Genomic DNA, 22,753 nt, shown 5'->3' with positions numbered 1-22,753 from the left:
CGGATTCGAGTATACACAACTAATGCGGGTGGATTACCGTGCGAATAAATAGGGGTGGAGTTTTCGGATTATTGGATAAAATTGAAATAGAAGAATATTTAATTAAATATTAAATGATTAAAAATCAACAAGATAGAATTAAATCCTGATAAATGTATTCTCCGTATATTCCTAAAATAAACTGCGATGATTAATGGAGTAATGGTGTTTTTCGGATAAAACTCAGAGCAAGTTTTTGAGGTAAATAACAGACATCAGGAATTATCCGATAAAAAAATGCCGGCATTCCGCCGGCATTTTTCATGACATATTAATTACGCACGCCATGCTTTATAACGATTAATCAAACCATTTGTCGAGCTGTCGTGGCTGTTAATTGCTTTATCGTCACCCAGCTCTGGCAGAATGCGGTTTGCCAGCTGTTTACCCAGCTCAACGCCCCACTGGTCAAAGGTGAAGATGTTCAGGATAGCACCCTGAGTGAAGATCTTGTGCTCGTACAGGGCAATCAGCGCCCCCAGGCTGAACGGGGTCATTTCGCGCAGCAGGATGGAGTTGGTTGGACGGTTACCTTCGAACACTTTGAACGGCACAACGTGATCCAGGGTAGCCGGATCTTTGCCCTGGTCACGGTATTCCTGCTCCACCACCTCGCGAGACTTACCGAACGCCAGCGCTTCGGTCTGGGCGAAGAAGTTAGACAGCAGCTTCGGATGGTGGTCGGACAGCGGGTTATGGGTGATAGCCGGGGCGATGAAATCGCACGGTACCATTTTGGTGCCCTGGTGAATCAGCTGGTAGAACGCATGCTGGCCGTTGGTGCCTGGCTCACCCCAGATGATTGGGCCAGTCTGGTAATCCACCGCGTTGCCGTTACGGTCAACGTATTTACCGTTGGATTCCATGTTGCCCTGCTGGAAGTAAGCGGCAAAGCGGTGCATGTACTGGTCGTACGGCAGGATAGCTTCAGTTTCAGCACCGAAGAAGTTGTTGTACCAGATACCGATCAGCGCCAGCAGCACTGGCAGGTTTTTCTCAGGTGCCGTGGTGGAGAAGTGTTTATCCATCGCGTGCGCGCCGGAGAGCAGCTCAACGAAGTTGTCGAAGCCAACGGACAGGATGATGGACAGACCGATTGCCGACCACAGAGAGTAGCGGCCACCAACCCAGTCCCAGAACTCGAACATGTTCGCCGTGTCGATACCGAACTCACCCACCGCTTTACCGTTGGTAGACAGCGCCGCGAAGTGTTTTGCGACGTGCTTGTTGTCGCCCGCAGTTTTCAGGAACCAGTCGCGTGCGCTGTGGGCGTTGGTCATGGTTTCCTGAGTGGTGAAGGTTTTAGACGCGACCAGGAACAGGGTGGTTTCCGGGTTCACGTTCTTCAGCACTTCAGCGATGTGGGTACCATCGACGTTAGAGACAAAGTGCATGTTGAGGTGGTTTTTGTATGGGCGCAGCGCTTCGGTCACCATGAATGGGCCGAGGTCAGAACCGCCGATACCAATGTTCACCACGTCAGTGATCGCTTTGCCAGTGTAGCCTTTCCAGCTTCCGGAGATGATCGCTTCAGAGAACGCTTTCATCTTTTCCAGCACCGCGTTCACTTCCGGCATCACATCTTTGCCGTCAACGATGATTGGAGTATTGCTACGGTTACGCAGCGCCACGTGCAGCACAGCACGGTCTTCAGTGCGGTTGATCTTCTTACCGGAGAACATGGATTTGATGGCATCTGCCAGCTCTGTCTCTTTCGCCAGATCCTGCAGTTTCGCCAGCGTTTCTTCGGTAATGCGGTTTTTGGAGAAATCCACCAGCATCAGGTCGTCGAAGGTCGCGGAGAACTTATTGAAACGATCGGCATCTTTCGCGAACAAATCCGCGATGGTGACGTCTTTCATTTCATCAAAATGTTTCTGTAGTGCCTGCCAGGCAGCGGTCTGCGTTGGGTTGATGTTTTTCATTAGCAATACTCTTCTGATTTGAGAATTGTGACTGCGGTCGATTGTAGCGCCTGCAAATAAAAATTGTGATGGTTTTTATGCCATTGCCCTGGCCTGCATCAAACACAGGTGAAAAGACCCAAAAAGTATAGCTGCTGGAATGGCCTCCAGGAGCGGCGAAATGTCGCCCAAAATGGGCTAAAATGGAGCATAAAATATGGCTCTGTTATAAGTCCTGTTACTGAGGGGTACCCCCCCATAAAAAATCCGCATAATCCCAGCATTGACAGGACCTCCCCCACATTTTATTTATAGGGCCGTATTTCGCGCCTGCACCTGTTTTCGTATCATTCTTGTGCCAAGGTCGCTTTATTCATTCCCTGACACGAGGTTGTTATGACGAGTTTTGTGGTCGCCAAGTTTGGCGGCACCAGTGTGGCTGATTACGATGCCATGAACCGCAGCGCCGATGTGGTGCTGGCCGATCCGAATACCCGCCTGGTGGTGCTTTCTGCCTCCGCTGGCGTGACGAACCTGTTGGTTTCTCTGTCTGAAGGACTGGAAGCGACCGAACGTTTCGTGAAGCTGGATGCACTGCGCAAAATTCAGTTCAACATCCTTGAACGTTTGCAAAACCCGAACGTGATCCGCGAGGAAGTGGAACGCCTGCTGGAAAATATCACCACTCTGGCAGAAGCGGCTTCCCTGGCAACGTCCACTGCCCTGACTGACGAGCTGGTCAGCCACGGTGAACTGATGTCTACCCTGCTGTTCGTTGAGATCCTGCGCGCACGTAACGTTCAGGCGCAGTGGTTTGACGTGCGTAAAATTATGCGCACCAGCGATCGCTTTGGCCGCGCCGAGCCGGACGTTGAGGTTCTGGCCGAACTGACCCATCAGCAACTGGTTCCGCGCCTGGCAGAAGGCATGGTGATCACTCAGGGCTTTATTGGCAGCGAAGCCAAAGGCCGTACCACCACGCTTGGCCGTGGTGGCAGTGACTACACCGCGGCTCTGCTGGGTGAAGCTCTGCATGCCACCCGTGTGGATATCTGGACTGACGTTCCGGGCATTTACACCACCGACCCGCGCGTGGTTTCTGCGGCAAAACGTATTGATGTGATCGCATTTGAAGAAGCTGCGGAAATGGCCACCTTCGGTGCGAAAGTGCTGCACCCGGCGACGTTGCTGCCTGCCGTACGCAGCGATATCCCGGTCTTCGTCGGTTCCAGTAAAGACCCGAAGGCAGGCGGTACGCTGGTGTGTAAGAAAACCGAAAGCCCACCGCTGTTCCGCGCGATCGCCCTGCGTCGCCGTCAGACGCTGGTGACGCTGCACAGCCTGAATATGCTGCACTCCCGCGGCTTCCTGGCTGAAGTATTTGGTATTCTGGCGCGCCACAATATCTCCGTGGATCTGATCACCACCTCTGAAGTCAGCATCGCGCTGACGCTGGATACGACCGGCTCTACTTCTACTGGCGACACCCTGCTGACGCAGTCACTGCTGATTGAGCTGTCTGAGCTGTGCCGCGTTGAAGTGGAAGAGAACCTGGCGCTGGTTGCCATCATCGGTAATAAGCTGTCCCGCGCCTGCGGCGTAGGCAAAGAGGTCTTCGGCGTACTCGATCCGTTCAACATCCGCATGATTTGCTATGGCGCGTCCAGCTACAACCTCTGCTTCCTGGTCCCTGCCGATCAGGCGGAGCAGGTTGTGCAGAAACTTCATCAGAATTTGTTTGAATAAGCGCAAGAATGGCCCGGGTGTTTTCACCACCGGGCCATTCTTTAGCTTTTCATTACTGTTCTCATCAGCAGCGAATCCAGATCTTTTAAATCTCCTTCACTGCTGTCGGGTAGTACCGGCGGTAATTCTCCTCTCACCAGCTCACTTTGCAAAAAAGCGTGGATTAATGGCCGTTTAGGACCATATTCCGCTTCACCTGCGCGCTGTTTTATTTCCAGCAATGCATCAATTTCCGCACGTAACGGCGCACACAGTTCACTCCCGGCAAGCAGTGCGGCAAAACGCATAGGTGGAACGCCCTTCCCCGCTTCTACCCACCGCACCGCCAGCAAAGGGCGCAGGACATAAAAATACTTTTTCAGCCGAACCGTTTCCCCCTGTAAATATCCACGGAAGTTTTTCCGGGCCATTGAGAAGTAATGCCAGCGGGCGCGCAATGGCGAGAACCACGCGGGTATCAGCGCGCGCAGCTCGGCCAGCACCGTTTCATCTTCCTGATAGACAACAGGGGAATCCAGCCATTCTATTAGCGTCGGATTTGCACCCTTCAACAGGCCCAGAGCCTTACGCCATTCCCAGCCACATACGTCCAGTTCATCATCTATCGGCAGCTCGATCACATCCCGCTGGGACTCGACGCGCAGATACCATTCAGGGCGGTGAACATACAAAAACCTCACATCATAATCGCTATCCGGTGAGGCAACCCCCCATCCCCTACTGCCTGATTCACAGGCGTAGAGCACGCGCACGTTATAGCGCTGCTCTACATCGTGAAGTTGCCCGCAGACGCGTTCACGCATCGCGCTATCAACATCGTTGTTGCTCATTTTTCATCCTTTTACACATACTACCTGACGCAGGGTGTGAACGATCTCCACCAGCGACGATTGCGCTGCCATCACTGCCTCGATGTCTTTAGAGCCTTTACCGAGATGTACGTCGGGCATCACCGCAAGGTGTTTGAAAATAAACGGCATCTTTGCAGTACTCAGCAATTGCGCCTCTGGCTCCACGGGAACGCCGTGAGTCCACATATTGATCGGTGCGCCGTTTGACGCCGTCAGTAATTCAAGATCGCTCTGTTGCATTGCGCTATCCTTTCAGATTAACAAGGCCGTGTAATACCTGGTCCAGACCACCAAATACCGAAATTTTGTCGATACGTTCCGCGACCCTTTCCAGGGTTTCCAGCTCTTTTAAACGCAGCGCCACCGGGTTGTTCTCCATCACCTTTGCGGTGTTTAACAGCGATCGTGTCGCCGCCGTTTCTTCGCGTCGGCGAATAACATTCGCCTGGGCCGATTTTTCAGCCTCTACCAGACGGGATAAAATCGTTTTCATATCACCAGGTAAAACAATGTCTTTTACCCCAAGTGACGCAATTTCCATTCCAAAGGGTAACAGGCGGCCTTGCACCTGTTTGCTGACCACCTCATCAATGATCTGCTTATCTTCCAGTAACTCATCGAGAGTGCGGGTGCCGACCGCCTCACGCAGTGCGAACTGGAGTTCGCGGTACAAATGTTCCAACGGTTTCGTAAGCTGTCCGCACGCCTGCAGCACGTCGCCGTAGCGCCAGTTGGCCGCCAGATTCAGGCGCAGGTTAACTTTGTCCTTCGTCAGGATCTCCTGCCCACTCACTTCCACCACCTGAAGGCGTGTATCCACTACCTCTGCCTCTACGAGATGGTTAATTTTCCAGTATGCCGTCAGGCCCGGCGGTAACAGTGCCTGAATTTCTCCGTCGATTTTCACCACCCCAACGTGCCAGGCAGGTACCTGTACGACCAGCATCGCGTCGCGCCCCTTTACCGCGCCATTACGACGCGGTTGCAGAGCAGCATTCATCACATCCACCGGCACCTGCACGTCGCGGGTATCGATTCTTTTCAGGGTCAACGCAGCATCCTGCTGCCAGTACAGACAACGTGTACAAGGCGGCACAATCTCCTGCAATACACCGTTGTTCGATAACACCCCGATTTCATCCGCAGTAAGATCAACCGCCAGGCAGTAACGTGCCACCCAGTCAGGCTGAAAGCGGCGCAGATAATCCGCCAGCGCATCCGGCACCTCACTGCCGTCCTGGCTCACCACCAGCACGTCGTCCGTATTGAACCACCCCAGACGGTGTTCGCCCGCCTCCAGTACCCGGTAATAATCGCCAGCTTTTGCTACCAGTCCTAACTGACCTTTTTTTATCGTGATTTTTTTAGCCATTTTATATTCCTTAAAGTCAGGCGCGGGTGCAGGCACGAAATCACAGGGGAATGCCTTTTCGCCTGCGATCCGGCACCGTTACCGGCGGCCTTCATTGGGATTGCTGACTGCGCAATACCCCGTTTTTACTTTGATGTTTACGACCAGTTTTCATTGGGAGAATGAATCGGGAATCGAACCCTTCTGTGTGTCATTGGTTGACGGAACGCCCCCGGAAAACAGCCTTGCCGTTCCTGATGCGCCGACGGGGCCTTAACCCCCTGTGTGCTCAACGTCGTGACGTTATCTGTATTGCCAGAATCGTGCCAAAAAACAAAAATCATCGTTTTATTTTTTTATTTCATTAATTATTAATGGATTTTTATTGACCACTATTTTCATCCATTGCCGTTCGGCTCAATATTTTTTATCCTTTACTATCAATAATTATCTTTCTGGATAAATATGAAGAAGCGACGGGTGGTAATCGGGGTGCTTGGCACCGTGATGGATAAACGGGGAAAACGGGCTAATCGCTTTCGCAAATGGCGACCGACCGTTGGGCTGTGCCAACAGCCGGATTTCCCGGTCGACAGGCTGGAGTTGCTTCATCAACCGCGAGATCTCGGCATGGCCCAGCAACTGGCGCAAGATATTGTGCTGGTTTCCCCCCATACCGAGGTACGTCCCAGCACGGTAATCATTGAAGATCCGTGGGATTTCGAAGATGTTTATGCCGCATTTCTCGATTTTGCCACCCAGTACACTTTTGATACCGAGCACGAAGAGTATTTCGTCCACATCACCACCGGCACGCATGTGGCGCAGATCTGCTGGTTCCTGCTGACAGAAGCCCGCTATCTTCCCGCCAGCCTTTTACAGACTGGACCTGCCAGAAAAGAAGCCTCTCCTGAGGAGATCGCAGCCGGAACTTACTCAATTATCGACCTGGATTTAAGTCGCTACACGACCCTCACCAACCGCTTTCAGCGCGAGCAGCAGCAGTCAATATCATTTCTGAAAGCGGGCATTGATACGCGAAACGCCACCTTTAACAGTCTTATCGACAAGATTGAACGCGTGGCGCTCCGTTCCACAGCACCTATCCTGCTGACCGGCCCCACCGGCGCGGGTAAGTCGTTCCTCGCGAACCGCATTTATCAGCTTAAGCAGTCACGCCATCAGGTTTCCGGCAAGCTGGTTTCCGTCAACTGCGCGACCCTGCGCGGTGATAACGCCATGTCCACGCTGTTCGGCCACGTGAAAGGGGCCTTTACCGGCGCACTGTCGGCACGCAGCGGCCTGCTGCGTGAAGCCGATGGCGGCGTCCTTTTCCTCGACGAGATTGCCGAACTAGGCCTGGATGAACAGGCGATGCTGCTCAAAGCCATTGAAGAGAAAACCTTTTTCCCGTTTGGCTCCGACAAAGAAGTTCACAGCGATTTTCAGCTTATCGCCGGAACCCACCGTGATATGCGCCAGTGGGTGGCAGAGGGACGTTTTCGTGAAGATCTCTATGCCCGTATTAATATGTGGAGCTTTGCCTTGCCCGGCCTTGCCCAACGGAAAGAGGACATCACGCCGAATGTCGACTACGAACTTCAACGTTTCTCTCGCGAAAGCCAGACGCAAATCCGCTTCGATAAAGAAGCGCGCGAAGGCTATCTGACCTTTGCCTGTTCCAGCAGGGCACTGTGGCGCGGCAACTTTCGCGAGCTGAGCGCAAGCGTCGCACGCATGGCGACGCTGGCGGAACGAGGGCGTATTACTCAGGATCTGGTGCTGGAGGAGATTTCCCGGCTTCAGACCGACTGGCAAACTGACATGCCACAGCCTGCAACTTGCATGGAGATTGACCTCTTTGACCAGCGGCAACTGGAAACGGTGCTAGAGGTGTGTCGCCGCAGCGCATCGTTGTCTGAGGCCGGACGAGAGCTGTTTGCCGTTTCACGGCTCAAAAAAGCCAATCCTAACGACGCTGACCGACTGCGCAAATATCTGGCTCGCTTTAGTCTGAGCTGGGAAAGCATCCGGACATAATCCATTTGAATATTATTTCCTTACGCGATAAACAATAACTATAGCCGGGCTCGACCCCGGCTTTTTATAACAAACACTTGCAACATTATCGCACATTGCCTCCGTGGGCTTTGTGGTGATTGTCGCGGTAGTGCTGCATAACCCCCTTGGTCTGCTGGGTGGCTACTGGTCCGGCAAACCCATTGATGAGCAACCGAAAAAAGATGTGGTGAAACAGGTTTAATTTGCTGCGTTTGCTTTACACTGAAACCTTCCCATCAGGAGGCTTCAGCAATGGCTACACCACGACTGACCCAGAAAGACATGACGGAAGCCGAGCAGCGCGAACTTAAAACGCTACTCGACCGCGCCCGCATCGCACATGGCCGCACGCTGACGAACGCCGAAACCAATCAGGTTAAAAAAGAGTACATCGACAAACTGATGGCTCAGCGCGATGCCGAGGCGAAGAAAGCCCGCAAACTGAAAAAGCAGCAGGCTTATAAACCGGATACCGAGACGACCTTTTCCTGGTCGGCCAATACCTCAACCCGTGGAAGGCGCTAATCAGCGCCCTTTCTTTTTACGGCCCGGCTGGGCGAAGCGCTTCCCGTTAGCCGGTTTGCCCCGCCCCTTTTCTTCCGCTTGTGGCGCTTTTACCACAGGACGCTTAATTGCCTGCGTTTTTGGCTTCGCTTTGGTTTTTGGCTTCGCCTCGGACGAGGAGTTTTCGATAAGCTTAAACAGCTCAATCAGCTCGTCACCGGTTAAATCGCGCCACTCGCCCAGCGGGATACCGGACAGGCTGACGTTCATGATGCGCGTACGTTCCAGCTTCGTCACTTCATAACCAAAGTGCTCGCACATACGGCGGATCTGACGGTTTAAGCCCTGTACCAGGGTAATACGGAAGGCGAACGGCGCTTCCTTCTTCACCTTGCACTTTTTCGTGACGGTTCCGAGGATTGGCACGCCTGCGCCCATACCGCGAATAAATTCATCCGTGACCGGCTTATTGACCGTAACGATGTACTCTTTCTCGTGGTCGTTACCGGCGCGCAGAATTTTGTTTACCAGGTCGCCGTGGTTAGTCAGGAAAATAAGACCCTGGGAGTCTTTATCCAGACGACCAATCGGGAAAATACGGCTGCTGTGGTTAACGAAATCAACGATGTTGTCCCGCTCGCCATCTTCCGTGGTACTGACAACCCCAACCGGTTTGTTCAACGCGATAAACACCAGATCTTCTGCATCACGCGGTTCGATGACCTGACCATTCACTTTGACCACATCACCGGGCACCACCTGGTCGCCAATAGTGGCGCGTTTGCCGTTGAGGAACACGTTACCCTGTTCAATGTAACGGTCAGCCTCGCGACGTGAGCAGATCCCGCTCTCGCTAATGTATTTGTTTAATCGGGTTGATTGAGTTGGCAGCATAGTTTCTCCTGTAAAGGCGAAATATACCTTACCTTGCGGCTGACCAAAATGCCTTAGTAGCCATTGATAAGAAAATCGAGCGCATCCCGTAGAGAAGCCCTTTTATCGGTAAGATCTGCAACGCTCTCACCAATTTCTTTTGCTGGGATTCCAGACATCATATGCATCATTACGACACAGGATTTTCCCGCGATTTCAACGACAGGGCAAACTTTCGCAGGTAGATTGCTGCCAGCCAGGTTGTCCAGCTCGATCGCGGGGGCAACCAAAACATGTTTCATCACATTCGCAACGGGGTGCTGCATATTGATTAACCAGGGATAGACTTTCTTCCCGTTACCCGTGTTCTCATAAGCAAAATATTGCTCCATCAGAACGACCTCTGAAAATCGCTGAAAGAACCGTTTTCATCGACCCACCGGTTAACGGCATCGATAGCGTCCTGATTCTCTTCAAGCCAAACCGTACGTTGATTTTCGCGAAACTTCTCCTGCAATGCCTCTGTTAGCACAGCTGAAAGATTGAGTTTAAGCTTTCGGGCCTCTTCCAGTATTTCTGGTGCTAAAGAGACATTGACCGATTTTTTAATTCCTTTGACTGTGCGCATGATAACCCCCATTGGAGTGCGCATGAATTGGCGAAGTGTAGCGTAGTATATGAGCATTTCCTATTCCCTTAAAAATATGAGGGCTAAGGGTAGATTGCTCATTAAAGAGTGTCACGCCTCGCAAAACGGTTTTGCGAGGCGCTTTCAGAGATTAATACTCATCCCGTTCGTCATCTTCGTCCGGCTGTTCCATCACGCTGTATGCTACCGCGCAGAACAACGAGTTCAGACGTTTCATGTCCCCCAGCAGCCCCAGGTGCAGGGAGCTGGTTTCGATACTTTGCACGTTTTGCTGATGCAGACGCTCAACGTGAGCATGCGAGTAGCGACGGTTGAGAATGCGGAAACGGTGTTTATTACGGCGCAGGCGTCGCGCGCTCGGCACATCACTGGAGAAGAAGACCGACATCGCCAGCTTCAGGTTGCTCACCAGCTGTTCGTGCAGCGCTTCAAGCTCTTTTAAACCTTCACCCGAGAAGGCCTGCCGCGTGGCCAGCGATTTGTCGGCGATTTCACTGCCCATGCGTTCAACGATATCCGAAGCCTGTTCCAGGTTGAGCGACATTTCAATGATTTCTGCCCAACGACGGGACTCCTCTTCCGCCAGTTCATCCTGCGGAATACGTGCCAGATAAAGCTTGATGGCGGTGTAAAGCACGTTAATGTCGTCCGCTATCCTGCGCAGTTCTTTCTCTTCGCGCGGCTCACCGTGCATCACCTTTTGCAGCCCTTCAAGCATGGTTTCCATCGCATCGCCTATGCGCAGCGTTTCACGAGCGGCATTGGCAATGGCCAGCGCGGGAGTATCCAGTACCGTGGTGTCCAGATGCTTCGGTTTCAGACGTGCATCCAGTTCAGGCTCATCGCGGATAAGACGCTCGCAAAAACGGGCCATTGGCGCAACAAAAGGCACCATCGCCAGGCAACGCGTCAGGTTGTAGAAGACGTGGAAGTAAATAACCAGTTCCGCCTTCGGCAGCGGGAGGTTGTCCATCAGGTTCGCCAGCGGGTGAACAAAAGGCAAAATGATCAGGCTACCCACCAGCTTAAACAGCAGGCTACCAAGCGCCACGCGGCGAGCGGCGGCATTCGCGGCGCTGTTGTTCAGCATCGCCAGCAGTCCCGAGCCGAGGTTGGCACCGATAACCAGACACAGCGCCACCGGGAAGGAGATCGCCCCTGCGGTGGTGAGCGTTGCAGTCAGCAAGACGGCCGCCAGGCTGGAGTAGCTGACGATGGCAAACACCGCGCCAATCAACGCATCCAGCATGATGTCACCCGTCAGCGAGGCGAAGATAACCTGCACGCCGTTGGCCTGAGTGATGGGGGTGACCGCCTGCACAATCAGTTCCAGCGCCAGCAGGATCAGCCCCAGGCCAATTGCCACGCGGCCAAGCTGTCCGGCGCGGGTTTGTTTACGACCGAGGAAGAAGATAACGCCGATAAAAATCAGCAGCGGCGACAGCCAGGAGAGATCGAAAGTCAGGATACGCGCCATCAGCGCGGTCCCCACATCAGCACCGAGCACGATAACCAGCGCCGGAGCCAGCGCCACCAGATCCTGTGCCACAAACGAGGTAACGAGCATAGTGGTGGCATTACTGCTCTGAACCAGCGCCGTCACACCGATACCCGCACAGAAGGCAAGTGGCTTCTTCTCAACGCTGCTGCTGAGAACGGTACGTAAGCGCGCGCCAAATACGCGCATGACACCGGTACGGACAATATGCGTGCCCCATACCAGCAATGCCACAGCAGAGAGCAGGTGTAACAGAGTCAGCACGGAAGGGGGTTCTCCTTATCGTTATAGGTTTCCTTAGGTTCAGTATAAGGGTTTAAGCGTAAGAAAGAGACAGGGCACCCGATGCGTGCCCTGTTTGTTGTAAGGAAAAGTGACGTCAGTCGGCGTCGTAGCCCAGGTTAGGCGCTAACCAACGCTCGACTTCGGACACGCTCATGCCTTTGCGCAGGGCGTAGTCCTCGATCTGGTCACGCTGCAGCTGTGCCACGGCGAAGTATTTGCTGTCCGGATGGCTGAAGTACCAGCCGGATACAGACGCGCCCGGCCACATGGCAAAGGACTCGGTCAGTTTCATGCCGGTGTGCGCTTCCACATCCAGCAGCTTCCAGATAGTGCCCTTTTCGGTGTGTTCCGGGCAGGCCGGGTAACCCGGTGCCGGACGAATGCCCTGGTAGTTTTCGCGGATCAACTCCTCGTTGCTGAGGTTCTCATTCGCCGCATAACCCCAGTACACCTTGCGCACACGCTCGTGCAGGTACTCCGCAAAGGCTTCTGCCAGACGGTCAGCAATCGCTTTGACCATGATTTTGTTGTAGTCATCGTGTTGCGCTTCGAACGCATCCGCCAGCGCATCTTCTTCCAGACCACCGGTCACGGCAAATGCGCCGATGTAATCGGCTTTACCGGAAAGTTTCGGTGCAACGAAATCGGCCAGGCAGTAGTTAGCAAAGCCCACTTTCTCGGTTTGCTGGCGCAGGTGACGGCTCACCGTCAGCACGTGCGTGCGGGTTTCATCGCGATAAATTTCGATGTCGTCCCCCACACGGTTTGCCGGGAACAGGCCCACCACACCGCGCGGGTTGAGGGTTTTCTCTGCACTCAGCTTATCCAGCATCTCGTTAGCGTCGTTGAACAGGCGCTGTGCCTCTTCCCCCACCACGTCATCTTCGAGGATGCGCGGATATTTACCTGCCAGCGACCAGGTCATAAAGAACGGTGTCCAGTCGATGTAGTTACGCAGCGTTTCGATGCTGGCGGTAACCTCCTGCACGCCCAGGCGATGCGCCACCGGTGGCGTATAGCTCGGCCAGTCAAACGCCAGATCGTTATCGCGCGCGGCCTGTAACGTAACCGGCGGCGTGCGGGGTTTTTTACGCGCGTGCTGAATACGAACGGTTTCGTACTCTTTGCGGGTGCGTGCCACAAAGTCATCGTGCTGTGTGGCGGAAAGCAGCGCAGAGACAACACCCACGGTACGCGAGGCGTTCTGCACATAGACCGTCGGGCCACTGTAGTTCTGCTCGATTTTCACCGCCGTGTGCGCTTTTGAGGTGGTCGCCCCGCCAATCAACAACGGAATGGTAAAGCCCTGGCGTTCCATCTCTTTTGCCACGTTGACCATCTCGTCCAGCGACGGTGTAATCAGCCCGGAAAGGCCAATCAGGTCAGCATTCACTTCGCGCGCGGTTTTGAGGATTTTATCCGCCGGCACCATCACACCGAGGTCGATAATTTCGTAGTTATTACACTGCAGCACCACACCGACGATATTCTTACCGATATCGTGTACGTCACCCTTCACGGTGGCGATGACCATCTTGCCGTTACTGGAGCCTTTCTCTTTGCTGGCCTCGATAAACGGTTCAAGATAAGCCACGGCCTGCTTCATCACGCGCGCGGATTTCACCACCTGCGGCAGGAACATCTTGCCCTCACCAAACAGATCGCCCACCACGTTCATGCCGTCCATCAGCGGACCTTCGATCACTTCTATCGGGCGTGTTGACTGCTGACGCGCTTCTTCGGTGTCCTGCTCGATAAACTCGGTAATGCCTTTGACCAGCGAATATTCCAGACGTTTTCTCACGTCCCAGGAACGCCACTCGGCCTGCTGAACGTTTGCCGCTTCATCGGATTTGCTGCCGCGATATTTCTCAGCCAGATCCAGCATACGCTCGGTGGCATCGTCGCGACGGTTGAGGATGACATCCTCCACCGCGTCGCGCAGCTCCGCAGGCAGATCGTCGTAAATCGCCAGCTGTCCGGCGTTGACAATCCCCATGTCCATACCGTTACGGATGGCGTAGTAGAGAAACACGGCGTGGATAGCCTCACGCACCGGGTCGTTACCACGGAATGAGAACGACACGTTCGAGACACCGCCGGAGATCAGCGCATGTGGCAGCTCGCGCTTGATGTCTTCACACGCGCCGATAAAGTCCTGAGCATAGTTGTTGTGCTCTTCAATCCCGGTCGCGACCGCAAAGATATTTGGGTCGAAGATGATGTCTTCCGGCGGGAAGCCCACCTCTTCGGTCAAAATATTGTACGCGCGACGGCAAATCTCAATTTTACGCTCACGAGTATCGGCCTGGCCTACTTCATCAAAGGCCATCACGACCACGGCGGCACCGTAGCGGCGCACCAGCTTCGCGTGGTGGATAAAGATATCGACTCCCTCTTTCATCGAGATGGAGTTAACAATGCCTTTGCCCTGAATACATTTCAGCCCTTTCTCGATGACTTCCCACTTCGAGGAGTCAATCATAATCGGCACGCGGGCGATGTCCGGTTCACCGGCGATCAGGTTGAGGAAACGCACCATCGCCGCTTCGGCGTCGAGCATCCCCTCATCCATATTGATATCGATAATCTGCGCGCCGCTTTCTACCTGCTGGCGAGCAACGTCCAGCGCTTCGCTGTATTTTTCTTCTTTAATCAGTCGCTTGAACTTCGCCGAACCGGTGACGTTAGTACGTTCACCCACGTTCACAAACAGGCTGTCGTCACCGATGGTCAACGGCTCAAGACCGGAGAGGCGACAGGCGACAGGAAGCTCGGGCAGTTTACGCGGCGGCAGCCCGGCCACCGCATTGCTCATGGCAGCGATGTGCTCCGGCGTGGTGCCGCAGCAGCCACCGACGATATTCAGGAAACCGGACTCGGCCCACTCACGGATTTGCACCGCCATGGTGTCCGCATCCAGATCGTATTCACCAAAGGCATTTGGCAAACCGGCGTTCGGGTGAGCGGTGACGTAGCATTCAGCGATGCGCGAGAGTTCCTGCACGTACTGGCGCAGCTCATCTGGCCCCAGCGCACAGTTCAGGCCGAAGGAGAGCGCATCAGCGTGGCGCAGGGAGTTATAAAAGGCTTCAGTTGTCTGGCCGGACAGGGTACGGCCAGAGGCATCGGTAATGGTGCCGGAAATCATGATCGGCAGGTCAACGCCCAGCGCCTCGAATTCCTCTTTTACCGCGTAAATGGCGGCTTTGGCGTTGAGGGTATCGAATACCGTTTCAATCAGGATCAGATCGGAACCGCCTTCCACCAGCGCTTTGGTCGATTCACGGTAGGCCGTGACCAGCTGATCGAAGGTGATATTACGAAACGCCGGGTCGTTTACGTCCGGTGAAATCGACGCGGTACGGTTTGTCGGGCCAAGAACCCCGGCCACATAGCGCGGTTTGTCCGGCGTGCGGGCCGTCCATTCGTCCGCGCAGGCGCGCGCCAGCTTCGCCGCTTCAAAGTTGATTTCCGCCGACAGGGATTCCATCTGGTAATCCGCCATAGCGATGGTTGTCGAGTTGAAGGTGTTGGTTTCAACGATATCCGCACCCGCTTCGAAGTACGCGTTGTGGATTTCCGCAATGACGTGCGGCTTGCTTAATACCAGCAGGTCGTTGTTGCCTTTCAGGTCACATGGCCAGTCGGCGAAACGCTCACCGCGGAAATCGTCTTCACTCAGACGATAGCCCTGGATCATCGTGCCCATACCGCCGTCCAGCACCAGAATTCGTTCATTTAACTGCGCACGCAGTTGCTCTACTTTGCTGCTCACACTTGCTCCCGACAACGCTCAACCAGGCCAAAAGGCCAGCAATCCATACTGGCATAATCTCGCAGGGTGGAAAAGTCACACAGTGGTAACATGAGACATGTTCACTATCACTCATCCGATCAGTCAGGATTACGGTTGCAAAATCACCAAATAAAACGAAAATGATTTCCACGATACAGAAAAAGGAGATCGTCATGGTCGCGACCGTTCCCGCTAAACGCGGCAGAAAACCTGCTGCCACCACCGCCGCACAACAGGGCGGGCAGGTTCAATCGCTTACGCGCGGCCTGAAGCTACTGGAGTGGATAGCCGAGTCACACGGCAGCGTGGCCCTCACGGAGCTGGCACAACAGGCCGGATTACCCAATTCCACCACGCACCGCCTGCTGACCACCATGCAGCAACTGGGCTTTGTGCGTCAGGTTGGTGAGCTGGGGCACTGGGCAGTGGGTGCGCATGCGTTTATTGTTGGCAGTAGCTTCCTGCAAAGCCGCAATCTGCTGGCGATTGTGCACCCTATTCTGCGCAAGCTGATGGAAGACTCCGGCGAAACGGTAAACCTGGCCGTGCTGGACCAGAGTGACCACCAGGCGATTATCATCGACCAGGTACAGTGTACACAGCTGATGCGTATGTCAGCACCGATTGGCGGTAAGCTGCCAATGCACGCCTCCGGAGCAGGAAAAGCATTTCTGTCGCAGCTAAGTGAAGAGCAGGTCACGGGGCTGTTACACCGCAAAGGGCTGCATGCTTACACGCACGCTACGCTGGTTTCCCCTGTGCACCTGAAAGAAGATCTGGCTTTGACGCGTAAACGCGGCTATTCGTTTGACGACGAAGAACATGCGCTCGGCCTGCGCTGCCTTGCTGCCTGTATTTTTGACGAGCACCGTGAGCCGTTTGCCGCCATCTCCATCTCCGGGCCGATTTCACGTATGACCGATGACCGTGTAACCGAGCTGGGTGCGCTGGTGATTAAGGCGGCGAAAGAGGTGACGCTGGCGTATGGTGGAATTCGCTAGGGTGGTTTCCTGCCAACATTCGGACCGTAGGCCCGGTAAGCGCAGCGCCACCGGGCGATTAGGCTGCACTGCGGACTGATGCCATCACCCCGGCCCTCTCCCACCGGGTGAGGGTGAAAATCTGAAGCAAAACCTCTGCTTACGTCGGTAAGCATACACATCTTCCACGTGCCCGTTCTTAATCCGCGTTTGCAGCCCGCGCCAGTAGCTGGCGTGGAACAGGTCATCATGCATCTCTTCAAATAACGGCCCGATGCGCGGGTCAGCACACAGCCAGTGACGAAATTCCTCCGGAAACACGTCGCCGGGTGAAACGCTGTACCACGGTTCGCCAGACAGTTCATCTTCCGGGTAGCGCGGCGCTGGAATATCGCGGAAATTCACCTCAGTCATGTAGCAAATTTCGTCGTAATCGTAGAACACCACCCGACCGTGTCGGGTCACACCGAAGTTTTTAAACAGCATGTCACCCGGGAAGATATTGGCCGCAGCAAGCTGGCGGATGGCGTTGCCATACTCTTCAATCGCATCCCGCAAGACCTGGCCGTCTGACTGTTCCAGCCAGATATTGAGCGGCACCATCCGGCGCTCAATGTAGAGATGGCTGATCGCAATTTTATCGCCAAGATCGGTGATTTTCCCCGGCGCTTCCTGCAGTAATAACGCCATAAGCGCCGGAGCGATCTGCTGCTTATCCAGCACAAAATTTTCGAACTCCTGGGTATCGGCCATCCGCCCGACGCGATCGTGCTCTTTCACCAGCTGGTAGCAAGCGCGGACATGAGCGGCGGTCATCTCTTTCTGTGGCGCGAATTTGTCTTTTATCACCTTAAACACACGATCAAACCCCGGCAGGGTGAACACCAGCATCACCATGCCGCGAATGCCAGGAGCTTCGATAAATTGCTCATCGGCGCTGGCAATATAGTGCAGATACTCCCGATAGCTTTCGGTTTTCGCGTGCTTCTGACAGCCAATTGCCATATACAGCTCGGCGGTGGTTTTGCCCGGCAGGATCTCCCGTAGCCACTCCACCAGCGCCGCAGGTAGCGGGGCGTAAACCATGAAATAGGAACGGGCGAAACCAAACACAATACTGGCTTCCGCGCTGGTCGTCAGGCAGGTATCGACAAACAGTTCGCCATCATCAGTACGGTGAATAGGCAGCAAAAACGGGACCGTGGCGGTTGGCGTCACCAGTTTCCCGACCAGCCAGGCCGCTTTGTTACGGTAGAAAAGCTCATTGGCGACCTGCAAGTGGCTGTGCCTGAGCTCCCCCTCACCAAAGGTTTCGTTGAGATGTGCGATGATATAGCCAATATCCCGGGCTTTATTCTGCCAGGGCAAACGCAGCGGCAAGTCCGTTAATATGCGGTGCAGCAGCGGCTCCCAGCCGTGATCGGGAAAGAAGTCTTTCGCCAGCGGGCGCGGAATCGTACGAAAACGGCGTTCCGGCTGGGAGCTGAAAATAAATAACCGCTCAGGAGATAGTGAGCGGTGGTCAAATAACCGGCAATAAACGGAGTTGAAAAAGCTCTCCGCAATCTCGAAGCGCGGGTAATCGGGTAACAAGTGGGTGTAATGCTCTTTCACCCGCAGTAAAAAAGCCGCATCAGGGTTTTTGCCGTCGGTAATGCAGCGCAGCTGCTCCACCACCAGGCCTACGTGGTGATCGTAGAGATGGATGCGCTGCTTCATAGCCTGCTGAACCGCATGCCAGTCGGCATGTTCAAAGCGCTGCTGCGCGCCAGATGTCACTTCCAGAAAACGTCCATACTGGGCATCGAAACCCTGCAGGATGGTTTGTGCGATCAGTAATTCCAGGCCACGCGACATACATTCCCCTTCACCCAACCCTCTCCCCGAAGGGAGAGGGGGACATCATCAGAACTGTGCTTCTTCGGTTGAACCCGTTAAGGCGGTTACGGAGGAAGCGCCACCCTGAATGATGGTGGTCACGTTATCGAAGTAGCCAGTTCCTACCTCCTGCTGGTGAGACACAAAGGTATAACCCTCTTTACCCGCGGCAAATTCTGGCTGCTGAACCTTCTCAACATAGTGCTTCATGCCTTCACCCTGCGCGTAAGCATGCGCCAGGTCGAACATGTTGAACCACATGCTGTGGATACCCGCCAGGGTGATGAACTGGTATTTGTAGCCCATATCGGACAGCTGCTGCTGGAAGCTGGCGATGGTTTTGTCATCCAGATTCTTCTGCCAGTTAAAGGACGGTGAGCAGTTATAGGCCAGCAGTTTGCCCGGGTATTTTGCATGGATGGCATCGGCAAAGCGTTTTGCCAGCGCCAGATCCGGCGTGGAGGTTTCGCACCAGACCAGATCCGCATATGGAGCATACGCCAGGCCACGGCTGATCGCCTGCTCAATGCCGGCATGAGTGCGGTAGAACCCTTCGCTGGTACGCTCACCGGTAATGAACTCGCTGTCATACGGGTCGCAGTCAGAGGTGATCAGGTCAGCCGCATCGGCATCGGTACGAGCAATCACCAGCGTCGGTACGCCGAGTACGTCAGCGGCCAGACGCGCCGCAACCAGCTTCTGAATCGCTTCCTGGGTCGGGACTAACACTTTACCGCCCATGTGTCCGCACTTCTTCACTGACGCCAGTTGGTCTTCGAAGTGAACGGCCGCTGCACCGGCCTCAATCATCGATTTCATCAGTTCAAATGCGTTCAGCACGCCGCCAAAACCGGCTTCCGCATCCGCAACGATCGGCAGGAAGTAGTCAGTAAAGCGCGGATCGTTTGGCTCAATGCCTGCCGCCCACTGGATCTGATCCGCACGACGGAAGGTGTTGTTGATCCGATCCACCACCGACGGCACGGAGTTTGCCGGGTAAAGAGACTGATCCGGATACATGCTGGAGGCCAGGTTAGCGTCTGCCGCGACCTGCCAGCCAGAGAGATAGACCGCTTCAATCCCGGCTTTCGCCTGTTGCAGCGCCTGGCCGCCGGTCAGCGCACCAAGGCTGTTGATGTAACCCTTTTTGGAACCGCCGTGCAGTAAGCGCCACATTTTCGCCGCGCCATTCTGCGCCAGCGTACATTCCGGGTTGACCGAACCGCGCAATTTCACCACTTCCTCTGCACTGTACGGACGGCGGATGCCTTCCCAGCGCGGTTGTGTCCACTCTTTCTGTAACTCTTCGATCTGTTGGGTACGGGTTTTCATGTGCAGATGCTCCATATTGTTATGTGGTGGATTACGCCAGCAGGCGGTAGCCTGGCAGGGTGAGGAAGTCGATTAAGTCATCAGATGTGGTGATTTGCTCCATCAGGCGTGCGGCATCATCAAAACGTCCGCTGCTGAAGCGGTGTTCGCCCAGCTCGTCCTGGATCACCCGCATCTCTTCGGCCAGCATCTGGCGGAACAAGGCTTTGGTTACTGGCTTGCCATTGCTGAGCGTTTTCTGATGGTGGATCCACTGCCAGATGGAGGTTCGGGAGATCTCCGCCGTAGCCGCGTCTTCCATCAGGCCGTAAATCGGTACGCAGCCGTTGCCGGAGATCCATGCTTCGATGTACTGCACGGCGACGCGGATATTGGCGCGCATGCCCTCTTCAGTACGTTCACCTGAACACGGTGCCAGCAGTTGCTCTTCCGCGGTTGGGGCATCTTCTTCGCGAGTGACAAACAGCTGGTTTTTGTTGTCGCCGAGTACGCGGTTGAAGACCTCCATCGCCGTATCGGCCAGACCTGGATGCGCAATCCACGTCCCATCATGGCCGTTACGTGCTTCCAGCTCTTTATCGGCTTTCACCTTATTAAGTACCTGGTTGTTACGCTCAACGTCTTTGCTTGGAATAAATGCTGCCATACCGCCCATCGCAAAGGCTCCACGCTTGTGGCAGGTTTTAATCAGCAAACGCGAATAGGCGCTAAGGAACGGTTTATCCATAGTGACAACCTGGCGATCCGGAAGTACCCGGTCAGCATGATTTTTCAGGGTCTTGATGTAGCTAAAGATGTAGTCCCAGCGTCCGCAGTTCAGACCGACAATGTGGTCACGCAGGGCATGCAGGATTTCATTCATCTGGAAGACTGCGGGCAATGTTTCAATCAGCAACGTGGCTTTGATAGTGCCGCGTGACAGATTGAAGTAATCTTCGGCGTAGCTGAATACCTCGCTCCACCAGGCCGCTTCCTGCCAGGACTGGGTTTTTGGCAGGTAGAAATACGGGCCGCTGCCTTTTGCCAGCAAGTTTTTATGGTTGTGGAAGAAGTACAATGCAAAATCAAACAGGCTGCCTGGGATAGCTTCGCCGCGCCAGGTGACATGTTTTTCAGGCAGATGCAGACCACGCACGCGACAGATCAGCACAGCCGGATTTGGTTTGAGCTGGTATATTTTCCCGGCTTCATTGGTGTAGCTGATAGTACCGTTAACGGCATCACGCAGGTTGATCTGCCCGTCGATCACTTTGCGCCAGTCCGGTGCCAGAGAATCTTCAAAATCCGCCATAAAGACTTTGACGTTGGCATTCATGGCGTTGATCACCATTTTGCGCTCTACAGGGCCGGTGATCTCAACACGGCGATCCTGTAAATCGTCGGGAATACCACGGATTGTCCACTCACCGCGTCGAATGGAAGCGGTTTCCGAAATAAACCCAGGCAACTTTCCATTGTCAATTTCCTGCTGCTGGTGAATACGCGCTGCCAGCAGCTTATTGCGCTGTGGCGTAAAGCGGGTTACCAGCCCGGTCAGGAACTCGACAGCCTCTGCCGTCAAAACTTGCTGCTCCTGCTCGCCATACGGCTGGGTAAAGGCCAGTTCATCGACCGTCGTTGCCTGTTGAGTCATTACTCTGCTCCTCATCAAAGATCCAAAATCACGCTCCCAATGCGAACGAAAGATCGTTGTGTAGTTTTCGCTCAGCAAAATTAAGACTACTCATAATTTTTCTAAAATCAAAAACAATTTCCATTTTAATAATTAAATTGACGTAATCGATTGATTAATATGAATTTAAAGTTTTATTCATTGCTGAGTGTTATTTCGGAAATAAAAAAGGCACCCGAAGGTGCCTGATTTGAATAGCTGAAACGCTTTAGGATCGTTTAGTGCAGAAGATTACTCCAGTGTCGGATTCATGTGACGCAGATCGTATGGCGTTATTTGGTAGACGTAATAGTTGAGCCAGTTAGTAAACAGCAAATTGCCGTGGCTGCGCCAGGATGCTCCAGGCTTGTTCTGCGGATCGTTTTTTGGGAAATAGTTATACGGAACATCCGGGTTCAGACCGGCTTCAACATCGCGGAAAAATTCCGCAGCGAGAGTATCGGCATCGTATTCAGGGTGTCCGGTTACAAAGGCAATGCGCTTATCTTTGCTGGCAAACAGATAGGCATCTCCCTCTTCCGTTTCCGCCAGGATCTCAAGATCGGTGTAATCACGGATCAACTGTGCCGGAAAATCCGCATAGCGGGAGTGCGGGGCCAGGAAGACGTCGTCGAAACCGCGCGTCAGTAACGCATGAGGATGAAGAATGTGGTGTTCGTATACGCCAGAGAGCTTTTCAGTACGGGTTTGCTTCGGGATACCATAGAGAATATTCAGTGCGGCTTGTACCGCCCAACAGACAAACAGCGTGGAGGTCACGTGATCTTTTGCCCACTCCAGCACCTGTTTGATCTGCGGCCAGTAGGCAACATCATTAAATTCAACCAGACCCAGCGGTGCACCGGTGACGATCAGCCCATCGAAGTTTTCATCACGAATGTCGTCGAAGTTGCAGTAGAAGTTATTCAGGTGCTCGGATGGGGTATTACGCGACTCGCGGGCATCGATCCGCAACAGCTGAATATCAACCTGCAGCGGAGAATTCGACAGCAGACGCAGGAACTGGTTCTCTGTTTCGATCTTTTTCGGCATCAGATTGAGAATAAGCACCTTCAGCGGGCGAATTTCCTGACCTGTAGCGCGTGAAGCCGTCATTACGAAGACGTTTTCTTCACGTAAGAAATTGACGGCTGGTAGCTCGTCCTGCACCCGAATCGGCATAACCTTATATCCTCACAGCATACGTATAAACGTTTAGACATCCAGACAGCTAACGATACCCAGAAATGAGCTGAATGTCGAGTCTGCAAGCGAAAGGTGAGAAAGTTTCAAGGAGGGGATCGCGAAAATCCAAAGCAAAAAACCCCGCACCTTCCGGTACGGGGTTCTTC

16 protein-coding genes and 1 pseudogene are annotated in these 22,753 nt (G+C 54.0%); 4 read left to right on the top strand and 13 right to left on the bottom strand.

Annotated elements, in window-relative coordinates:
• Window positions 1–314 precede the first annotated feature (314 nt).
• Window positions 315–1,964 (bottom strand): glucose-6-phosphate isomerase, encoded by a 1,650-nt coding sequence (pgi, locus tag ACJ9N4_RS14470; RefSeq protein ID WP_182273372.1) that lies wholly within the window; start codon window positions 1,962–1,964, stop codon window positions 315–317.
• A 375-nt stretch (window positions 1,965–2,339) separates the two neighbouring features.
• On the opposite strand from pgi, the gene lysC reads away from it, so the two are divergent.
• On the top strand, window positions 2,340–3,689 hold the full coding sequence (lysC, locus tag ACJ9N4_RS14465) for a lysine-sensitive aspartokinase 3 (protein WP_411500581.1): 1,350 nt from the start codon (window positions 2,340–2,342) through the stop codon (window positions 3,687–3,689).
• A 41-nt stretch (window positions 3,690–3,730) separates the two neighbouring features.
• Here lysC and ACJ9N4_RS14460 read toward each other — a convergent pair whose 3' ends face one another.
• The 3 genes and pseudogenes from ACJ9N4_RS14460 to ACJ9N4_RS14450 form a co-directional block, all read right to left on the bottom strand.
• Window positions 3,731–4,519, bottom strand: coding sequence for a DNA polymerase beta superfamily protein (locus ACJ9N4_RS14460; protein ID WP_182919245.1), 789 nt, complete (start codon window positions 4,517–4,519; stop codon window positions 3,731–3,733).
• Window positions 4,520–4,567: 48 nt separating this feature from the next.
• A pseudogene (locus tag ACJ9N4_RS14455) lies at window positions 4,568–4,780 on the bottom strand (RtcB family protein); the annotation flags it as partial.
• Window positions 4,781–4,784: 4 nt separating this feature from the next.
• Window positions 4,785–5,912 (bottom strand): slipin family protein, encoded by a 1,128-nt coding sequence (locus ACJ9N4_RS14450; RefSeq protein ID WP_182919243.1) that lies wholly within the window; start codon window positions 5,910–5,912, stop codon window positions 4,785–4,787.
• A 444-nt stretch (window positions 5,913–6,356) separates the two neighbouring features.
• Here ACJ9N4_RS14450 and rtcR point away from each other — a divergent pair, with 444 nt between their 5' ends.
• Both rtcR and ACJ9N4_RS14440 read left to right on the top strand, forming a co-directional pair.
• On the top strand, window positions 6,357–7,931 hold the full coding sequence (rtcR, locus tag ACJ9N4_RS14445) for an RNA repair transcriptional activator RtcR (RefSeq protein WP_182273367.1): 1,575 nt from the start codon (window positions 6,357–6,359) through the stop codon (window positions 7,929–7,931).
• Window positions 7,932–8,204: 273 nt separating this feature from the next.
• A complete protein-coding gene (locus ACJ9N4_RS14440) occupies window positions 8,205–8,477 on the top strand; it encodes a DUF3811 domain-containing protein (RefSeq protein WP_014830263.1) in 273 nt (90 codons plus the stop codon).
• Here the strand turns inward: ACJ9N4_RS14440 and rluF are convergent, their stop codons facing one another.
• From rluF to metH, 5 genes are all read right to left on the bottom strand, one after another.
• Window positions 8,478–9,350: a 23S rRNA pseudouridine(2604) synthase RluF gene (gene rluF / locus ACJ9N4_RS14435; protein ID WP_182273366.1), complete on the bottom strand. Its 873-nt coding sequence runs from the start codon at window positions 9,348–9,350 to the stop codon at window positions 8,478–8,480.
• A gap of 53 nt (window positions 9,351–9,403) precedes the next feature.
• On the bottom strand, window positions 9,404–9,721 hold the full coding sequence (locus tag ACJ9N4_RS14430) for a CcdB family protein (RefSeq protein WP_182919242.1): 318 nt from the start codon (window positions 9,719–9,721) through the stop codon (window positions 9,404–9,406).
• Window positions 9,721–10,014 (bottom strand): type II toxin-antitoxin system CcdA family antitoxin, encoded by a 294-nt coding sequence (locus ACJ9N4_RS14425; RefSeq protein WP_182273364.1) that lies wholly within the window; start codon window positions 10,012–10,014, stop codon window positions 9,721–9,723. Before ACJ9N4_RS14425 ends, ACJ9N4_RS14430 begins: the two co-directional genes overlap by 1 nt.
• A 94-nt stretch (window positions 10,015–10,108) precedes the next feature.
• Window positions 10,109–11,740, bottom strand: coding sequence for a Na/Pi cotransporter family protein (locus tag ACJ9N4_RS14420; RefSeq protein ID WP_182919241.1), 1,632 nt, complete (start codon window positions 11,738–11,740; stop codon window positions 10,109–10,111).
• 115 nt (window positions 11,741–11,855) lie between these two features.
• On the bottom strand, window positions 11,856–15,539 hold the full coding sequence (metH, locus tag ACJ9N4_RS14415; RefSeq protein WP_182273362.1) for a methionine synthase: 3,684 nt from the start codon (window positions 15,537–15,539) through the stop codon (window positions 11,856–11,858).
• 194 nt (window positions 15,540–15,733) lie between these two features.
• On the opposite strand from metH, the gene iclR reads away from it, so the two are divergent.
• Complete coding sequence (iclR, locus tag ACJ9N4_RS14410) at window positions 15,734–16,561, top strand: glyoxylate bypass operon transcriptional repressor IclR (protein WP_147430030.1); 828 nt, start codon at window positions 15,734–15,736, stop codon at window positions 16,559–16,561.
• An 84-nt stretch (window positions 16,562–16,645) separates the two neighbouring features.
• Here the strand turns inward: iclR and aceK are convergent, their stop codons facing one another.
• From aceK to metA, 4 genes are all read right to left on the bottom strand, one after another.
• Window positions 16,646–18,397 carry a bifunctional isocitrate dehydrogenase kinase/phosphatase gene (aceK, locus tag ACJ9N4_RS14405; RefSeq protein ID WP_182919240.1) on the bottom strand — a complete coding sequence of 584 codons (1,752 nt, stop codon included), beginning with the start codon at window positions 18,395–18,397 and terminating at the stop codon, window positions 16,646–16,648.
• A 48-nt stretch (window positions 18,398–18,445) separates the two neighbouring features.
• Window positions 18,446–19,750: an isocitrate lyase gene (aceA, locus tag ACJ9N4_RS14400; RefSeq protein WP_182273360.1), complete on the bottom strand. Its 1,305-nt coding sequence runs from the start codon at window positions 19,748–19,750 to the stop codon at window positions 18,446–18,448.
• A 31-nt stretch (window positions 19,751–19,781) separates the two neighbouring features.
• The gene (gene aceB, locus ACJ9N4_RS14395) at window positions 19,782–21,383 is read right to left on the bottom strand and encodes a malate synthase A (RefSeq protein ID WP_182919239.1); all 1,602 of its coding nucleotides are present in this window, start codon (window positions 21,381–21,383) and stop codon (window positions 19,782–19,784) included.
• A 270-nt stretch (window positions 21,384–21,653) separates the two neighbouring features.
• Window positions 21,654–22,583 carry a homoserine O-acetyltransferase MetA gene (gene metA / locus ACJ9N4_RS14390; RefSeq protein ID WP_182273358.1) on the bottom strand — a complete coding sequence of 310 codons (930 nt, stop codon included), beginning with the start codon at window positions 22,581–22,583 and terminating at the stop codon, window positions 21,654–21,656.
• Window positions 22,584–22,753 lie beyond the last annotated feature (170 nt).

Source organism: Enterobacter sp. LM3 (assembly GCF_046622475.1).
In the GTDB taxonomy this organism is placed as follows: domain Bacteria; phylum Pseudomonadota; class Gammaproteobacteria; order Enterobacterales; family Enterobacteriaceae; genus Enterobacter; species Enterobacter cloacae_P.
The sequence above is the reverse complement of the archived record's forward strand: the minus strand, read 5'-3'. Positions and strand labels throughout refer to the sequence as shown.

Excerpts from the sequence above, each read along its gene's own strand:
- pgi (WP_182273372.1), bottom strand. The coding sequence starts at position 1,964 with ATGAAAAACATCAACCCAACGCAGACCGCTGCCTGGCAGGCACTACAG.
- lysC (WP_411500581.1), top strand. The coding sequence starts at position 2,340 with ATGACGAGTTTTGTGGTCGCCAAGTTTGGCGGCACCAGTGTGGCTGAT.
- ACJ9N4_RS14460 (WP_182919245.1), bottom strand. The coding sequence starts at position 4,519 with ATGAGCAACAACGATGTTGATAGCGCGATGCGTGAACGCGTCTGCGGG.
- ACJ9N4_RS14450 (WP_182919243.1), bottom strand. The coding sequence starts at position 5,912 with ATGGCTAAAAAAATCACGATAAAAAAAGGTCAGTTAGGACTGGTAGCA.
- rtcR (WP_182273367.1), top strand. The coding sequence starts at position 6,357 with ATGAAGAAGCGACGGGTGGTAATCGGGGTGCTTGGCACCGTGATGGAT.
- ACJ9N4_RS14440 (WP_014830263.1), top strand. The coding sequence starts at position 8,205 with ATGGCTACACCACGACTGACCCAGAAAGACATGACGGAAGCCGAGCAG.
- rluF (WP_182273366.1), bottom strand. The coding sequence starts at position 9,350 with ATGCTGCCAACTCAATCAACCCGATTAAACAAATACATTAGCGAGAGC.
- ACJ9N4_RS14430 (WP_182919242.1), bottom strand. The coding sequence starts at position 9,721 with ATGGAGCAATATTTTGCTTATGAGAACACGGGTAACGGGAAGAAAGTC.
- ACJ9N4_RS14425 (WP_182273364.1), bottom strand. The coding sequence starts at position 10,014 with ATGCTCATATACTACGCTACACTTCGCCAATTCATGCGCACTCCAATG.
- iclR (WP_147430030.1), top strand. The coding sequence starts at position 15,734 with ATGGTCGCGACCGTTCCCGCTAAACGCGGCAGAAAACCTGCTGCCACC.
- aceK (WP_182919240.1), bottom strand. The coding sequence starts at position 18,397 with ATGTCGCGTGGCCTGGAATTACTGATCGCACAAACCATCCTGCAGGGT.
- aceA (WP_182273360.1), bottom strand. The coding sequence starts at position 19,750 with ATGAAAACCCGTACCCAACAGATCGAAGAGTTACAGAAAGAGTGGACA.
- aceB (WP_182919239.1), bottom strand. The coding sequence starts at position 21,383 with ATGACTCAACAGGCAACGACGGTCGATGAACTGGCCTTTACCCAGCCG.
- metA (WP_182273358.1), bottom strand. The coding sequence starts at position 22,583 with ATGCCGATTCGGGTGCAGGACGAGCTACCAGCCGTCAATTTCTTACGT.